The organism is Streptomyces sp. NPDC001848 (genome assembly GCF_042891915.1).
In the GTDB taxonomy this organism is placed as follows: Bacteria; Actinomycetota; Actinomycetes; order Streptomycetales; family Streptomycetaceae; genus Streptomyces.
In genome coordinates, this window is sequence record NZ_JBIATP010000006.1 from 378,318 (window position 1) to 394,784 (window position 16,467).

The following is a 16,467-nucleotide window of genomic DNA, read 5'->3' on the forward strand; positions in this document are numbered from 1 at the left end:
TGAACCACCTGTCCGCGCGGGCAGGTCCACCGGGCCGCGCGGGCAGGTCCACCGGTCGCGCGGACAGGTTGAATCACCGAGGCCGCATGGACAGGAGCGTGCCCCACACCACCAGCCGGTACCGGGAGGTGTACTCAGGGGTGCAGGTGGTGAGGGTGATGTAGTACGCGGGGTCGCTGTAGCCGTAAGCGGGCTTGACGACCGAACGCGGCACGGGCCGTATGACACCCGAGTCGCGGGCGGAGGTCTCCGGCAGGACCTGGTCGACGGCGTACGTGTAGATCGCCGCCCCGGTCTCCACCTGGACGAGGTCCTTGATCCGCAGCCGGTCGAGGTACCGGAACGGCTCCCCGTGCGTGTTCCGGTGCCCGGCCACGGCGAAGTTCCCGGCCTGGCCCGGCTGCTGGGTGCCGGGATAGTGGCCGACGTACCCCTTGTTCAGCACCTCCGCCTTGTCCACGCCCTCGGCGACGGGGACGCGGAGGTGCAGCCGCGGGATGTCGAGGACGGCGTAGGCCCGGGAGCGGGCGGGGCTCGGCTGCCGGAAGCCCCCGACTTGCCGGCCACCGCCGCCCTCGTGCCCCACAGGCGAGGAGGCCGGCGCCCGGGAGCCACCCCCGCTCCCACCGGCGTCCGGGCCCGCAATGGCTCCCGTGCCCGGGGTCGTCGCCGTCCCCCACTCCCGTTCCAACGCCTCCACCTTCCGCCCGGCCCCCTGCCGGGCCTCCCGGTTGGTCCACCACACCTCGTGCACGACGAGCAGCAGAAGCACCAGGCCGACGGTGACGAGGAGTTCCCCTCCGGCCCACAGGGCTCGGCGGCGAAGGGCACGGCGCCGCCGGGTGCGGTGCACGACGACGGAAGCCCGCAGAACCCGCATGCGCACGCCTCCTTCGTCGGAAGCCCCGCCGCGCGGCCGGAGGGCGCGCCGCCGGGAACCGCCCGCACGATAGAAGACGCGCCTCCAAGTCACCAGGCTCATGGCTCATGGCTCATGGCTCATGCGCCGGACACTCCCCTCGCCCTACGCCCCCTCCTCCTCCGCTCCCTCCCCCTCCGCCCTCTCCTCCTGCCCCCTCCGCTCCCCCTTCATCTACCGGTTTTAGAAAGGGCCGCCACAACTCTCGACAACCCCGTCCGCCACACCCGATCCTTCGTGTTGCATCCAGCGGAACCGGTCAACGCCGAAGGGACGACCCGGCGTTCGAGCGGCACGGAGAGGCGGAGAGGCCCATGATCCGACGCAGAACCCTGCTGGCCGCCGCGGGCGGCACGTTCCTCGGGAGCGCCCTGGCGACCGGCACCGCGCACGCGGACGCCACCATCGCGGTCAACCCGGGGACGACGTACGGAAGCTGGGAGGGCTGGGGCACCTCTCTGGCCTGGTGGGCGAACGTCTTCGGCGCCCGGGACGACTTCGCCGACATCTTCTTCACCACCAAGTCGGTGTCGTACGGCGGCAGGACGCTCCCCGGCCTCGGCCTGAACATCGCCCGCTACAACCTCGGCGCGTGCAGCTGGAACAGCGTGGGCGGCGCATCGATGGTCGCCTCCCCCAACATCCCGTCCTTCAAGCAGATCGAGGGCTACTGGCAGGACTGGAACAACGAGGACCCGACCTCCTCGGCCTGGAAGTGGACGGCGGACGCGACCCAGCGCGCCATGCTCGTCAAGGCCACCCAACGCGGCGCGATCAGCGAGCTGTTCGCCAACTCGCCCATGTGGTGGATGTGTCTGAACCACAACCCCTCCGGCGCCTCCGACGGCGGCAACAACCTCCAGTCCTGGAACTACCGCCAGCACGCCTCCCACCTCGCCTCCGTCGCCCTCTACGCCAGGAACAACTGGGGCGTCAGCTTCACGACGGTCGAGGCCTTCAACGAGCCGTCGTCCGGCTGGTGGAAGGCCGACGGCACCCAGGAGGGCTGCCACATGGACGCGACCGTCCAGTCCGCCGTCCTGCCGTACCTGCGCAGCGAGCTGGACAAGCGCGGCCTGACGGGCACCAGGATCTCGGCGTCGGACGAGACGAGCTACGACCTCGCCCGTACGACATGGGGCTCCTTCAGCTCGACGACGAAGGGCTACGTCAACCGCGTCAACGTCCACGGCTACCAGGGCTCCGGCGGTCGCAGGGACCTCCTCTACACGGACGTGGTGAAGACGGCCGGCAAGGGCCTGTGGAACTCGGAGACGGGCGACGGCGACGCCACCGGCCTCACCCTGGCGAGCAACCTGCTCCTCGACTTCCGCTGGCTGCACCCGACCGCGTGGGTCTACTGGCAGGTGATGGACCCGACGGCGAGCTGGGCGATGATCGCGTACGACGCGAGCACGCTCCAGCCGGGCGCGGTGCAGACGAAGTACTACGTGATGGCACAGTTCAGTCGCCACATCCGCCCCGGCATGACGATCCTCGACACGGGAGTCGACTACGCGGTCGCGGCCCTGGACACCTCAGCAAAACGCCTGGTGATCGTCGCGGCGAACAAATCCTCCGCCGCCCAGACCCTGACCTTCGACCTCTCCCGCTTCACGACGGTGACGGGCGGCACGGGCGGCGCGGTCCCGCGCTGGAACACGGTCACGGGCGGTGGCGGCGACCTGTACGCGTCCCACTCGGACACCTACCTGAGCGGGAAGACGCTGAGCGTGCCGTTCGCGGCGGGTGCGGTGCAGACGCTGCAGGTGGACGGGGTGGTCATCTGATCACGCGCCCTGGCTTCCCGCGTGGGCAAGGCCCCCAGGCGCGCGCCTGGCTGGGCGGCGTCGCGATCAGCACGGGACTCGGCTACCGGGCCCCGCTGTACGTGGGCGCGGCGATCGTCCTGGCCGGACCGGCGGTGATGACGCGGGCGGCGAGGAGAAGGGCCGGGCGGACGAGGCCGGGCGGGCCCCGCACCGGCTGAGCACCGCCGGAGGAACGCCTTACCATCCCTGGCCTGCGAATCTCTCACCTTTGTCAGCCGTCGGCAGTACGGTGTCCCCCATGCGCCCCGACACGCCTGCCGAGAACGTCGACCACACCGCCGAGGCGGCACGCCTGGAGCGGACTGCCGGCCTGTATCCCGAGGACGCGGAACACCTGCTGCTGCAGGCCGCGGCCCACCGGGAGCTGGCCGGCGACCGCCCCGGCGCGACCGCGCTGTACGACCGCCTGCTGTCCTCCGGTGAGCCACTGGAGAACCCCCACCTGGTGCGCGCCCTGAAGGCGTCGAACCTGTGGGAGTACGACCACGAGGCGGAGGCCCGGGCGATCATCGAAGGAGTCCGCACGGCCGCCCCACGGCACCCGGCCCCCTGGGTGATCGTCGCGGAGTCCCTGGAGTCGCACGACGAGCTCCAGGCGGCGGAGGAGACGTTCACGGAGGGCCTGCGCCTCCTGGTCGGCGACACCACGGAACCCCCGCAGTCCACCCACCCCCTCCTCTACGGCCGCCACCGCGTCCGCCGCATGCTGGGCGCGCCCCACGACGAGTGGGACGCCCTGGCGGACACGGTCCACTCCTCCTCCATCTCCCTGGACGAGCTGCACGACCCGAAGCGCATCTGGACCCTGGGCTCGGACAACCCGGCGGAACTGAAGGCGGAGATCACCCGCCTCCGAGCGGAACTGGGCGCCTACCGGGAGGCCCTGTCCCGCCCGTTCCCGGTGGCGATCCTGCACTGGCCGGCGGGCGAGCTGGCCGAGCTGGTGGCGATGTACCCGTCGCTGGGCGCGGAGTACCCGTCGCACGGGGAGCACCTCGCGACGATAGAGGCGTCGCTGAGGGAGCTTTCGGCGTCGGGTACGGGGAACCTGGGCATCGTGACGGGGACGGTCCCGTCGTACGAGGCATTCGCGGCGTCGGAGGGCACGTCACCGGGGGATGTCTCACTGCTCCCGCAGTACGCGACGACACTGGCCGCCCGGGGACGGGCTGTGGCTTGGCCGCCGGAGCGGGGGGATGGGTGTTGGTGTGGGTCGGGGGCGGTTTATGAGGGGTGCCACGGGGCTGGGTGACCCGTGGCCGCACGCCGTGCGCCCCAGCCCTACTGTGTCGGGCTGGGCACGGCCGATCCCTCCCACAGCTCACGGTGGTAGCGGATGTAGTCCAGGTGCACTTGGTGCCAGCCCTTTCTACGCAGCTTCGGCAACACATCGGCACCGAACGCGCTGGCCCGCACGATGACCGACCAGTCGTCCGCTATGACGACGGCCCCAATATCGAGTCGAACGTGGCAGTTGGGACAGAGGCAGAGAATGTTCGGCTCGACGTCAGGCCCGTGGTGCGGCTTCCCTAAAGGCTTGATGTGGGCACCCTCGCTGTAAGACCTACCATCCGGACCGAGTAGCCGCAGGCCACACAGCTGGCACTCACCGTCGTACAGCTGCTTTATGCGCCTGACAGCCGCGGTGTCCCTCACAAGACGCTGCATCTGGACAGTACGTATCTCCGGGAATTTCTCACTGGTCTCCCGCTCGTCAGCCTCTTCAAGCAGCTCGACAATCTGTCGCTCCAGGGGAGTCTGCGCCTGAAGATGATCAGGAAGGCGCTCTAGGTCAAACTGGCAGATCTTGATCTCCGAGCCATCCGGAGCAGCCCTCTTGGAGACGGCCGTACGGATGGCTGTGATCTTGTACAGGCCGTCGTACCGGTAGTCATCGGGCAGCGAGTACCTCTCATCCCCTTCGTAGCCACGAATAACCCGAATGGGATAGCCACGTTCATAGCTACGCTTCAACGCAGCATTGTCCCTATATGTCCATGACTGGCTACGAAGAAGCCATCCGGTGTTCACTTCCTTGTCTTTGTCCGGAGAGGCGCCCGTATATCGTATCCAGTCCCAATGATCTTCATCATCCTCGTAGCCGCCATTCAGCACGATGGCGTCGCCGACCTCAACGCCGTCCCCGTCCGCTAACCAGGAGATGCCCTTCTGATTCGTGCGATGCAGCTTCGCCCGCATCACATCTATGCGCCTGCGAAAGACCGCCCCAACAGGGACACCCGCGACATGACCGATGACTCGTTCGATTTTCACGCGACCATAGTGGGCCGGACTTGATCACTTCTGTCAACAGGCAACCGTGACTGACCAGTTACAGCGCATGGAGCTTCTGAGGCACCACCCTGGCCTGAGTGTCGGTGGCGTCTGTTACACATAGGCTCCACGTCTGAAGATCGGGGGGCGATGTGACTGGACAGCGAGACCTGGCGCACCCTGTCGCGGGTGTCTACGAGGAGCTCGTCACACTGCGGTTCGAGCAGAAGTTGAAGGAGCTCTCCGCGCTTGGGTGGCACCCCGTGAGCGAGCCGGTTGGGCCAGAGTCGGTGCCGCACGTGCTAGCACGACATGTGGCCCAGGCGGTACGGCATGTGCTGCAAGGCCTGCCGCCAGAAGAGCGGGTTCATGCGGCGAATCACATCTTGGAATCCATCAGCACTCTTCAGGGAGCACGAGAGTGGGTGGATCTGGTAGCCGCCGGACCTCGCCAACTCCTTGCGCTGGCCAAGCAAGAAGCTCCAGGCGTCTTCGCCCTCCGCCCCGCCACCCCACTGTCCGACACGGCCCTGCTCACGAACTCCCCGGAAGACCCAAGCCTCGGTTTCGAGTTGCGAGCCGAGTTGGCCACAGCCGACCGAGTCGACCTGCTGTGCGCTTTCGTGAAGTGGCACGGGCTGCGGATCATAGAACAGTCCCTGAAGGCCGCCCAGGAGCGGGGCGTACCAATACGCGTCATCACCACCACGTACATCGGGGCGACCGAGCGGCGCGCCCTGGACCGGCTGGTCGAAGAGTTCAACGCCCAGGTGAAGGTCAACTACGAGACGCGGTCGACTCGGCTCCACGCCAAGGCTTGGCTGTTCCGGCGCGAGAGCGGTTACGACACGGCGTACGTCGGCAGCTCCAACCTCTCCAAGGCTGCACTGCTGGATGGTCTCGAGTGGAACGTTCGGCTCTCATCCATTGCTACGCCCGACGTGCTGCGCAAATTCGAGGCGACCTTCGACGCGTACTGGAGCGACCCATCCTTTGAGGCGTATGACCCGAAGACCGACGGGAAGCGTCTCCAAGAAGCCCTAGCGATTGCGGGAGGCACCACCTCAATCACCACAGCGGACCGCGGTATCACCCTGTCCGGCCTCGAGGTGCGCCCATATCCACACCAACGCGACATGCTGGAGCGGCTAGACGTCGAACGTGGGGTGCATGACCGGCACCGGAACCTGCTCGTGGCTGCGACCGGCACCGGCAAGACGGTGATGGCGGCACTCGACTACAAACAACTACGCAAGAAGCACGGCCGGGACCTTCGGCTCCTGTTCGTGGCCCATCGCAAAGAGATCTTGCAGCAGTCGCTCCGCACGTACCAAGACGTCTTGGTGGACGCCAACTTCGGCGAGTCCCTGCACAGTGGGGAGATCCCCGAACGATGGGCCCACGTCTTCGCCAGCGTGCAGTCACTCGATGAGCGCGCCTTGGGCCGGCTTGCTCCGGAGCACTTCGATGTGATTGTGATCGACGAGTTCCACCACGGGACGTCACCGACGTATCGCAAGATCCTGGATCATTTTGAGCCGCTAGAGTTGCTGGGACTCACCGCGACCCCGGAACGCATGGATGGCAAGAACATCCAAGACGAGTTCTTCGACGGACGGATCGCCGCCGAGATGCGCCTTTGGGAGGCGTTGGAGAACGACCTCCTGAGCCCCTTCCACTACTTCGGTATCAGCGACACCACAGATCTGAGCGCGGTCGAGTGGAGGCGGGGCGCGTACAATGCAGCTGCTCTGAGCAATGTGCTGACCGGTAACGACGCGCGAGCGCGCCTAGTCATCAAAGCCGTAGAAGAGAAGATCGCCGATCCTGGCGCCATGCGGGCACTGGGCTTTTGCGTCTCGGTTGCGCACGCGCACTTCATGGCACGCTACTTCAGGGCCGCCGGCCTAAACGCCGTGGCACTGGCAGGTGACACTCCGGCCGATGATCGCAAGCAAGCCCTGGCGGACCTCGCATCGGGATCACTCCAGGTGATCTTCTCGGTCGACCTCTTCAACGAGGGCCTCGATATCCCCGACGTGGACACGCTGCTTCTGCTACGCCCCACGTCTAGCGCGACGGTGTTCTTGCAACAACTCGGCCGCGGACTGCGCCGCAGCGAGAACAAGGCAGTCTTGACCGTCCTGGACTTCATCGGCCAACACCGCAAGGAGTTCCGCTTCGAGAACCAGTTCCGCGTTCTCACCAACCTCACGCGCAAGCGGCTCTTGGACAACATCGAGCACGACTTCCCACAGCTTCCCTCCGGTTGCCAGATCATCCTGGAGGAGAAGGCGAAGAAAACGATTATAGCCAACATCAAGGAGCGAATCGGGATCAACGTGGCAGCCCTAGCTCGTGAGGTCACCGCCTACTCCGAACCGAAGTTGAGCCGCTACCTTTCCGAGAGCGGGCGTGAGCTCAAGGAGATCTACCGAGGCAATGGGAACTCATGGACCGGCTTGCTCCGCCGCTCCGGCCTCTTGAAGGACGAGGCGCCGGAAGGAGAAGCGGCGCTGCTTAAAAGGGTTTCCGCCTTCCTCCACGTGGACGACCCGCTTCGCGTGGCCTCGTACACGAGGATGCTGGAGGATGACGCCCCGCCCTACAGCGCCCTTGACGAGCAACAACAAGCCTATGCCCGCATGCTCTTCTTCCAGCTGTGGCCCTTGGGCGGCGTCACCCGCAAGGGCTTCGCGGACTACGACACCGCCTTTGAATCCCTCCGCAAGCAGCACGCCGTACGCAGCGAGTTGCGACAGGTACTGGAGTACAACCTCGCCCACACGGAACACATCCCCATCCCACTCTTGGGGATCGGCGGCACCAAAGGTGTCCCTCTGACCGTGCACGCCTCATACAGTCGCGAGGAGATCCTCCCTGCGCTGGGCCAGTCCTATATCGGTGGCTTCATGCCGGGTGACTTCCGAGAGGGCGTCAAGTGGTGCGAGCCCATCAAGACAGATGCGCTGCTCATCACCTTGGAGAAGGACGAGAAGGACTTCTCCCCGCAGACTCGCTACCACGACTACGCACTCAGTGAGACCCTCTTCCACTGGGAATCCCAGAACCGGACGTCGGAGACATCGCCCACTGGAATTCGCTACCAGCATCACGTCGCGGAAGGCAGCCATGTCCTCCTCTTCGTGCGCCGCTACAAGAACACTGACATCGGCGGCGCCCAGCCGTGGATGCTGCTTGGTCCCGCTGAGTACGTCGATCACAAGGGGAGCAAGCCGATGGCCATTACGTGGCAACTGAAGCACCCGATCCCAGCGGATGTGTGGGCGTACTCGGCCATCGCGGCCGGATGACGGCTATACACCGCCTCCAGAGGCGCCAACTTGGGCCTCAAAGCGCATCTGGGCCTGGTCAAGGGCTTCATCCGCGTCTCGGCCATGGGCTTGGAACCAGTGGAGGAGGTCGGCGATGACCTGGATCGCCGCTTCCTCCGCCGTGACTCTGCACAACTTGCTCGGACGAGTGGCAGGCGGCTCCCTGACCTCGTCGTAGAAGCCGAGCACAGCTTCGGCTCGTGTAACGCGCTGATCCCCGGGGCGACCGATGGGGCGCGTAAGCGTGGTGGCTAACTCACACCAAGTAACCTTCTGATCAGCGAAGAGTTGAACACCCCAGCGGTCAGCGAGCGCGTCGACCAGCGCCATGCCGCGTCCGCTCTCCGCCTCGACTCCCGTGTCAAGGAGGGTGGGTAGGGCGCGCGGGTCGGGATCGCGTACCTCGATACGTACGTGAGCGTCGTTGGCTGAGACAGCCAAGGTGGTCGGGGTGCCGCGACCGACATGTTTGATCACGTTGGTAACGAGCTCGCTGACGCACAGCTCAGCGGCGTCCACTACGTCGTGCAGGCCCCAGAGGCTCAGGTGCGTCCGCAGGACACGACGCAGACCAGCGACTTCTTCTGGCTCTGCCAGAAAGAGCAGTTCCCAGGGCTTCTTCTGTGTAGATGTGACGCCTTGCATGAGTCTTCCCCTCCATCCCGAACAAGTGCGGAGCGCGATCACTCGCACACTTAGGGTTGCACTGAGACTCTCAAAATGAAACTCTCATCCGGGGCTGATCGGAGCGAAGCAGCATCCTGCACGCCCCCGGCGTACACCGCCTTGCCGCTGCGGTCGCACACCCAGGACGATCTGTTGGACCGACATGAAGGGCCGAACCATGCCAGTTGGACCCACGACTCGTAGGCGTCAGCTAGGCGCTGACCTGCGCCGCCTCCGCGAGCTGAAAGGCTTGACCCTGGAGGAGGCAGGCGCGCGCGTCGGCATCTCCAAGGCCACTCTCAGCCGCTACGAGACGAAAGAGGGCTCGGTGAAGTGGCCGGCCGTCGACGCTTTATGCCGTGTGTACGGCGCGTCTGACGAAGAGCGCTTGGCTCTCGTGGAGTTGGCAAAGGGAGCGAAGATCCAGGGCTGGTGGCGCTCTCTGGCTGATCCCATCCCCGAATCCATGAACCTCATGCTCACGCTCGAGGACGAGGTCGTGCGCGAGGACCACTACGCCTGTATGTACATCCCTGGCCTCTTGCAGACCCGCAGGTACGCCGAGGCTGTACACCGCGCCTCCGAAGTGCAGTGCCCCGAAAGGGAGGTACAGCACATGGTCGACATCCGCATGAAGCGGCAAGAGCTCTTGGAGAGGGACGAACCGCCGCACCTCTGGTGTGTGATTGATGAGGCAGCGATCCGGCGTCGAGTGGGTGGCGGCCAGGTCATGCAGGAACAGCTCAAGCATCTTCTTGCCGTCGCGCAGCGACCCAACGTGACGATGCAGGTGCTCCCCTTTTCAACAGGAGCCCACGCCGCGTCGGTGGGTAGCTTCGCGATCCTGCGTGGTCAGAGCCCCGAGCTGGACGTCGTGTACATGGATCTCCTTGGCGGTGGGCTCTTCATGGAGAAGCCGCAGGAACTGGAGCGTTATAGGTTGGCGTTCGAGTATCTCAGCGCCCAGGCCCTCGACTTGGAGTCCTCGGCTGAGCTCGTCGACCGTATAAGCCAGGAGATCGCGTGACGGCAGCCATAGCGAACCAGTGGTTCAAGTCTTCGTACAGCGGCGGCAGCGGGACCGAGTGCGTGGAGTGTGCGCTTGCCCTCGACGGCATGCTGGTAAGAGACTCCAAACTCTCAGGGGGCCCTGTTATCTCTGTCGGGGACGGGGCCTGGCGCTTCTTTGTAGGCGCGGTGCGCCAGACCGCACTACCTGTCCAGCCTTCATCGCGGCAAGAGCTGTAGGCCACTCCGTGCCGTCGTGAGCACTGCCTCAGGATCAACCCAAGGCGTCGATGGCCTTCACGATCAACGCGCGGGCCTCCGCGCCGTACACAGCCATGCTGCGCAGCTCCTCGAACGCCTTTACGTACAGCGCGACCTCGGACGGCTGAGTGACCTGGACGCGGGCCGACAGTAGTTCGACCGAGACGAGGGCGTCGTCGTACACGTGGAACAGTTCCTGCGGCCACAGGAACCTCTCCGGGGTCGCGCTGGGGATGATGCCCAGCGATACCGACGGCAGGGCGCCGGCGGTCAGCAGGTAGCCGAGTTGCGCGGCCATCGCATCGCTGCCGCCCAGTTGGTAGTGGAGCACGGGCTCTTCGATGACCATCGAGAAACGGTGGCCCGGCTCATGGATGATCCGGGACCTCTCGAGACGCGCGGCGACGGCTTCCGCCGCGTCGTTGGGGATGTCACGGAACCTCGTGATCGAGGACATCAGGCCCATCGCGTAGCCCTCGGTTTGAAGGAGGCCGGGGACCAGGGTGGGTGAGTAGACGCGGAACAGCTTCGTGGACTTGAAGAACGGGACGTAGCTGTTCTGGAGCTGCTTGAGGCCCGTGCGGACCTTGCGCCGCCATTCCACGTACAGGGACTCGGCGTTGCGGGACTGGGCGATGATGTCGTCCGCCTGGCCAGAGGCGCCGCACGCCTCGCACCAGCGCCTGATGTCGTCCGCGGAGGGCGGCGTGCGGGCCCCTTCGATCCGGTAGGTCTTCGGATGGCTCCAGCCGCAGCGCGCCGCCAGCTCAGGCCCGGTGATCCCGGCGTCGGCGCGGAGTTCCCGCAGGCGCTGAGCGACTGCTTCGCGGGCGGCCTGCGCCGAGGAGGACGGGGAGATGGGCATGAACCGGCCTGGTCACTTTCGCGCTAGCTGATCTTGTAGTTCTCGTGCGGTATGGCTCGCGCCCACACCGCCTCGAAGGCGTCGGCGCACAGCTTCGCCGCGGCGGGGTCCTCGCTGATCTCGCCGCCCGCGGAGGCACCCTCGCCGGTGAAGTGGTTCCACCGGATCAACTGGCCGTCGATCAGCCAGAAGTCGTTGCCTGGTAGGGCGATGTCCGATGCTCGTCGGCGTGGCAGCCAGCGCACCCGTTCACCTGCGGCGACGTTCGTGAACGTGCCGTCGTACAGGAAGCGGGTGTACTCGGTGACCGGCTCCGAGACGATCCGGGCCCGGCGCACTACGACCCCGCGGCCGACCGTTTCCTGGATCAGGTCAAGCCATGGTCGCCACCACGACGCACGGTCGGCCGGGTCGTGGCGGAAGCCCGCGCGCCACTGGGCGAAGGGGCCCTTCTCGTAGTCGACGGCGTAGGAGTCGCGCATCTCCAGGTGGACGGCTGACCGCTTCGCAGCGCCGAGCAGTTCAGGCCAGGTGGGGACGCTCGAGGGCATCGCACGCCTCCCTGATCAGCTGGGCCATCCTGGCCGGAATCCTGATCACCGCTTCGTTGTCCGGGATGCCTACGGCGTGTCCGGGAACCTCGAACGCCGCGCACTCCGCTTCCAGCTCCGGGCTCGGCTTCCAGCCCTGAAGCACGAGTTCGTTCCTCTCCTGGTCGACCCAGATCGTGGGGCTTTCGCCGTCACCGGTGTTCGGGTCGATCCCGATGAACTGTAAAGGCATGACCGCCTCCCGCGGGCTTGGTGTTCATCTTCGTGCACCACCGTCTTGGCAAGGAGACCGCAGGTCAAGACGGCATACAGACGCGTGCACATCTCTGCACATTGCTGGAGTCGGTGCACGCCGCGCTCATACCGTCAGAGGTCGTCAAGAACCCCGGCGAGGCGGTGAAACCTCCCGGGGTGCGGCCAGCGCTGCAGGAGCGTCGACATCGTGCACTCCAGAGCCCATCCACCCACCGCGGCAGAACAACGATCACAGACGGAGCGCGTTGCGCTCGCTCGGGCTGCTGAAGCCTTGGCCGCGAAGCCGTCGTACGCGGCGTACAAGGCGCTCGTGATCCACTACGACCAGTGTCTCGGTTGCGCGTACGCCACCGCCCCGTGCGCCGAGGGCCGGCAACTGCGGCGAGCGTGGGTGGCGGTGCGCTGGTCATGAGCAACACGACGATGAGTAAGGCCGTTCACCTGTTGCCGCCGCCCGAGTGGCCGAAGCCCGGGCCGGGCTGCGGTGTTTGCGCTGCGCTGGCCAAGCAGCGAGACGAAGCCCTGGCAGCTGGGGACCACTCAAAGGTCTCCGACTGCAACGTCGAGATCCGCGAACACAAGGACGCGCACCCCAGGCGGCGGCCGTGAGCCGCGCAGATCGGGCGCTGACGGCCGGCGGCAGTGGCCCGGCAGGTGGCAGCAAATCACCAGCACCCACCAGTGTGCGACAGAGCATGACCGTGCGCAGAATTCCTGAGCCGCTCACACGCCTGACCCGGGGACTTTGAGCAACCAGCTGACTCGGCACGCTGTTTCGAGGCCCGACGACGGCTCCGATCACATCGCCGGGAAATAGGTTGGCCGCGATGGCACTCGAGTTGGTAGCTTGCGTGCAGCCGTGACACCGACCGAGGAGGTGAGACCCATGAAGGCTGTATCCGTGTGGGTGCTCCCCCTCGTCTTCACGGCCGGCGACTGACGTAGGTGTCGCCGGGAGCGCCTCGACAACAAGGCACTCCCGAAAGGCAACACCCCATGTATTCCCTGCAGTTCACCGCCGAGTCGTCGTCGGACGGCGTCGTGGAACGCGACTTCACCATGGGCGAGATCCCCGGCGTGCTCTGGTCGCCGGCTTCCGGCGCCGATCGTGCGCCCCTGGTGCTGATGGGGCACGGTGGCGGCACGCACAAGAAGTGGCCGGCGATGACGGGCCGTGCGCGCCTCCTCGTGAACGGCTGTGGTTTCCACGTCGCCTGCATCGACGCGCCCGGTCACGGCGAGCGGCCGCGTACGGCGCACGACGAGCAGGAGATCGCCGAGTTGTATCGGGCGAGGGCGGCGGGCGAGCCGGAAGGCCCGATCGTCGTCCGCTACAACGCACACCTGGCGGAGCGCGCCGTACCCGAGTGGCAGGCGACCCTGGACGCCCTCCAGGAGCTGCCGGAGATCGGCGTTGACGGGCCTGTTGGTTACTACGGCCTGAACATGGGCACCGCGATCGGGGTGCCGTTGACCGCGGTCGAACCCAGGATCAGCGCGGCGGTCTTCGGTCTCCACTGGCCCGATGCCCTGGCCGAGACGGCGAAGCGGATCACCGTTCCCATCGAGTACGCGCTCCAGTGGGACGACGAGCACATCCCGCGCGAGTCCGGTCTGGCGTTGTTCGACGCCTTCGCCTCGAAGGAGAAGACACTGCACGCCAACACGGGCAGGCACAAGGAGCTGCCCAGGTTCGAGGCCGACAGCGCGGTGCGGTTCTTCGCCCGGCACCTCGGCCGGGCCGTCACCTCACCGGCCTGACGTGGACGGGTACCGGCGTCCGGCGCGCCCCGGGTGCCGGTACCTCGATGTCGTGCTCGCCGTCGTCGCGCACGCCGGCAACGCCCACTCGGCCACGGCCGCCCCCATCCAGGAGCGGCCTGCCCGGGCCCGCCACCGGTCCGATTGCTCACCTCTTGTCCGCATCACTGCCGCACCAGAGGGCCCAGGTGTAACACTTCCGGCAGAGTTGGCTCTTTCAAGACGGTCGACGGAGTTGCCGGACCGGCCAGGACAGGCGACACACCTCGTGCAGATGACGGACAAAGACGGCAGAACGTGCGGCGAGGGTCGGTACGGCGGTGTCGGCTGCGACGGTCTCCGGCAGCCCGCGCCGCATGAAGCAACGCAGTCGTACTGAGCAGTGGTACTGAGAGACAGGGACCCGAGCACATGAGCGGACACCGACGCCGACCGCCGCAGCGCACCATCGCCGGCAGCCGTGCCGCGGGTGACCGCGCCACGGACCGTCGCGCCGCACCGCACCAGACCCCCGGAACGGGCGGGTCACGCCGCCCCCGGAAGCCGGCGCCCGAGCGGAAACGGTGGATCGACTATCCGCGCGGGGGCAGGACGGGCCCGCGCCGCTGGCTGCCTTCGGTGCGCCAACTGCTGGCGCTCGTCCTGCTCTGCTTCGGCGCCACGGCGGCGGCCGTCGGTTACGCCTACGCCACGGTCACCATCCCCGACCCCAACCCGTCGACGCAGCTGCAGAGCAACGTCTACTACTGGTCCGACGGCACCGTCCTGGCAACCGACGGCAGCGTCAACCGGCAGAACGTGACCCTCCCGCAGGTCCCCGCGGACGTGCAGTGGGACTTCATCGCCGCGGAGAACGCGTCCTTCTACACCGACCCGGGCATCGACCCTCAGGGCATCCTCCGTGCCGTCGTCCACATGGCCGAGGGCGGCTCGACGCAGTCCGGATCGACGATCACGCAGCAGTTCGTCAAGAACACCTATCTCGACCAGTCGCAGACGATCTCGCGTAAGTTCAGGGAGCTGCTGATCTCCGCCAAGATCGGCGCCGTGATGAGCAAGCAGCAGATCCTCCAGGGGTATCTGAACACCTGCTTCTTCGGCCGTCAGGCCAACGGCATCCAGGCCGCCGCCCGCACGTACTACGGCCTCCCGGTGGAGAAGCTCGATGTGAGCCAGGGGGCGTTCCTCGCCGCTGCGGTCAACGAGCCGAGCCTCTTCCAGTACGCCGACTCCGACCCCACGGCCAGGGCGCGGGCGCAGTCACGCTGGTCCTGGGTGCTCGACCGGATGGTCGCGATCGGCAAGCTGACACCGCAGCAGCGGGCCCGGTACGCGGCCGCCGGCTTCCCCGCACCCAGGAAGTGGGCCCCCGGTTCGGGGCTCACGGGGCAGGCCGGGTACCTGGTCCAGCTGGCCAGGTCGTACGTCCAGGCACATGACCCGGCCATCACCGACAGCAGCCTGAGCCGGGGCGGTTACCAGATCCGCACCACCTTCGACAGGAAGAAGACGGCGGAACTGGCCCGGGCCGTGGCAAGGGTACGCAAGCAACGTCTCGACCCCGCCCACCGGTCGGTCGACCGGGACGTCCAGGTCGGAGCCGCCTCGGTGGATCCCGCGACCGGCAGGATCCTGGCCGTCTACGGCGGCGACGGCTTCGACCGGGCCCACTACTCGGACAACGCCGACACCTCCGGCGTCCCGGTGGGCTCCACCTTCAAACCGATCGTCCTCGCCGCCGCACTGCAGAACGGAGCCGTGCTGCAGCCCGGCAAGCCCGCGGAGCCGATCACCCCGGCCAGCAAGTTCGACGGTGACGACGGCATCCAGATCAAGGACCAGCAGGGCCACTACGTCGCCGACGACAAGGACCCCACCGGGCTCCTCCACCAGCACAACGACACCGACCAGCGCTGGGGCTACATCTCCTTGCGCAAGGCGATGGAGCAGTCGGTCAACACGCCGTACGTGCAGCTCGGGGAGGACGTCGGCTACGGGAACGTGGCGCGGACGGCGGAATCCCTCGGCCTGCGCTCCGGCAGCCTCGCCGCGCCGAGCGCCGGCTTCTACATCGGCACCTCGACACCGAGCGCCATCCGGATGGCGGGTGTCTACGCCACCTTCGCGGCCGAAGGGATGCGAGCCACCCCGTACTCGGTGACGAAGGTGACCCACGACGGCTCGGCACTGGCCGGCTTCACCGCGCCCACGCCCGTACGGGCGCTGCCGACGGCGGTCGCCGACAACGTGACCGACGTGCTCCGGGGCGTCATCACCCGGGGCACCGGCACCAAGGCCCAGGCGCTCGGCAGGACCGCGGCAGGCAAGACCGGCACCACCGACGACTACCGCTCGGCCTGGTTCATCGGCTACACCCCGCAACTCGCCACCTCCGTCGTCCTCTTCCGCGAGGACCCGGACCACCCGCAGCTGCAGTCACTGGTGGGTGTGGGCGGCCTGCAGAAGGTGTTCGGCGGCGACATCCCCACCGAGATCTGGACCCAGTACATGCGCGACGCCCTGGCCGGCCTGCCCGACGCCGCCTTCCCCGGGCCGGCCCCGCTCGGCCACGGCGCTGACGAACTCGGCGCTCCGTCCCCCTCCCCCTCCCGCACGGCGCCCCCTGCCAAGCGGGGCGGCAGCACCGGCAAGAAGACGTCCACCACCACCAAGCACGCCCCGACGAGCAGCCCCGTCTGCCGCCATCGGAAGTGCCGTTGACGCGCCGACCTCGCCGGGC

General features: G+C 67.0%; 14 protein-coding genes. 8 read left to right on the forward strand and 6 right to left on the reverse strand.

The features are described from left to right. Nucleotides 1-73: 73 nt before the first annotated feature. Nucleotides 74-880 (reverse strand): class E sortase, encoded by an 807-nt coding sequence (locus tag ACFYZJ_RS15165; protein ID WP_388567432.1) that lies wholly within the window; start codon nt 878-880, stop codon nt 74-76. A gap of 353 nt (nt 881-1,233) precedes the next feature. Here ACFYZJ_RS15165 and ACFYZJ_RS15170 point away from each other — a divergent pair, with 353 nt between their 5' ends. Together ACFYZJ_RS15170 and ACFYZJ_RS15175 are read left to right on the forward strand one after the other, a co-directional pair. Then, the gene (locus ACFYZJ_RS15170) at nt 1,234-2,709 is read left to right on the forward strand and encodes a beta-1,6-galactanase (RefSeq protein ID WP_388567435.1); all 1,476 of its coding nucleotides are present in this window, start codon (nt 1,234-1,236) and stop codon (nt 2,707-2,709) included. 280 nt (nt 2,710-2,989) lie between these two features. Then, a complete protein-coding gene (locus ACFYZJ_RS15175; protein WP_388567438.1) occupies nt 2,990-4,003 on the forward strand; it encodes a hypothetical protein in 1,014 nt (337 codons plus the stop codon). 29 nt (nt 4,004-4,032) lie between these two features. Here ACFYZJ_RS15175 and ACFYZJ_RS15180 read toward each other — a convergent pair whose 3' ends face one another. Continuing rightward, on the reverse strand, nt 4,033-5,025 hold the full coding sequence (locus tag ACFYZJ_RS15180) for a YDG/SRA domain-containing protein (protein WP_388567440.1): 993 nt from the start codon (nt 5,023-5,025) through the stop codon (nt 4,033-4,035). Nucleotides 5,026-5,177: 152 nt separating this feature from the next. On the opposite strand from ACFYZJ_RS15180, the gene ACFYZJ_RS15185 reads away from it, so the two are divergent. After that, nucleotides 5,178-8,339, forward strand: a complete 3,162-nt coding sequence (locus ACFYZJ_RS15185; RefSeq protein ID WP_388567443.1) for a DUF3427 domain-containing protein — start codon at nt 5,178-5,180, stop codon at nt 8,337-8,339. A 3-nt stretch (nt 8,340-8,342) separates the two neighbouring features. On the opposite strand, the gene ACFYZJ_RS15190 is transcribed toward ACFYZJ_RS15185, so the two are convergent. Beyond that, complete coding sequence (locus ACFYZJ_RS15190; RefSeq protein WP_388567444.1) at nt 8,343-9,005, reverse strand: ATP-binding protein; 663 nt, start codon at nt 9,003-9,005, stop codon at nt 8,343-8,345. A 199-nt stretch (nt 9,006-9,204) separates the two neighbouring features. Here ACFYZJ_RS15190 and ACFYZJ_RS15195 point away from each other — a divergent pair, with 199 nt between their 5' ends. After that, nucleotides 9,205-10,053, forward strand: coding sequence for a helix-turn-helix domain-containing protein (locus tag ACFYZJ_RS15195; protein WP_388567650.1), 849 nt, complete (start codon nt 9,205-9,207; stop codon nt 10,051-10,053). Further along, complete coding sequence (locus ACFYZJ_RS15200; protein ID WP_388567447.1) at nt 10,050-10,274, forward strand: DUF397 domain-containing protein; 225 nt, start codon at nt 10,050-10,052, stop codon at nt 10,272-10,274. The genes ACFYZJ_RS15195 and ACFYZJ_RS15200 overlap by 4 nt, the downstream gene beginning before the upstream one ends. Nucleotides 10,275-10,308: 34 nt before the next feature. On the opposite strand, the gene ACFYZJ_RS15205 is transcribed toward ACFYZJ_RS15200, so the two are convergent. Genes ACFYZJ_RS15205 through ACFYZJ_RS15215 form a run of 3 tightly spaced genes read right to left on the reverse strand, consistent with a single transcriptional unit; the run spans nt 10,309 to nt 11,943 of the window. Beyond that, the gene (locus ACFYZJ_RS15205; RefSeq protein ID WP_388567449.1) at nt 10,309-11,160 is read right to left on the reverse strand and encodes a helix-turn-helix domain-containing protein; all 852 of its coding nucleotides are present in this window, start codon (nt 11,158-11,160) and stop codon (nt 10,309-10,311) included. Between the two features lie 23 nt (nt 11,161-11,183). Further along, complete coding sequence (locus ACFYZJ_RS15210) at nt 11,184-11,711, reverse strand: DUF6879 family protein (RefSeq protein WP_388567451.1); 528 nt, start codon at nt 11,709-11,711, stop codon at nt 11,184-11,186. Beyond that, entirely contained in the window at nt 11,683-11,943 is a 261-nt protein-coding gene (locus tag ACFYZJ_RS15215) for a hypothetical protein (protein WP_388567453.1), read from the reverse strand. The genes ACFYZJ_RS15210 and ACFYZJ_RS15215 overlap by 29 nt, the downstream gene beginning before the upstream one ends. Before the next feature lie 294 nt (nt 11,944-12,237). Here ACFYZJ_RS15215 and ACFYZJ_RS15220 point away from each other — a divergent pair, with 294 nt between their 5' ends. The 3 genes from ACFYZJ_RS15220 (at nt 12,238) to ACFYZJ_RS15230 (ending at nt 16,448) form a co-directional block, all read left to right on the forward strand. After that, nucleotides 12,238-12,378, forward strand: coding sequence for a hypothetical protein (locus tag ACFYZJ_RS15220; RefSeq protein WP_388567455.1), 141 nt, complete (start codon nt 12,238-12,240; stop codon nt 12,376-12,378). 584 nt (nt 12,379-12,962) lie between these two features. Beyond that, nucleotides 12,963-13,727: an alpha/beta hydrolase family protein gene (locus ACFYZJ_RS15225; protein WP_388567457.1), complete on the forward strand. Its 765-nt coding sequence runs from the start codon at nt 12,963-12,965 to the stop codon at nt 13,725-13,727. A 411-nt stretch (nt 13,728-14,138) separates the two neighbouring features. Continuing rightward, entirely contained in the window at nt 14,139-16,448 is a 2,310-nt protein-coding gene (locus ACFYZJ_RS15230; RefSeq protein WP_388567459.1) for a transglycosylase domain-containing protein, read from the forward strand. The last annotated feature ends 19 nt before the right edge of the window (nt 16,449-16,467 follow it).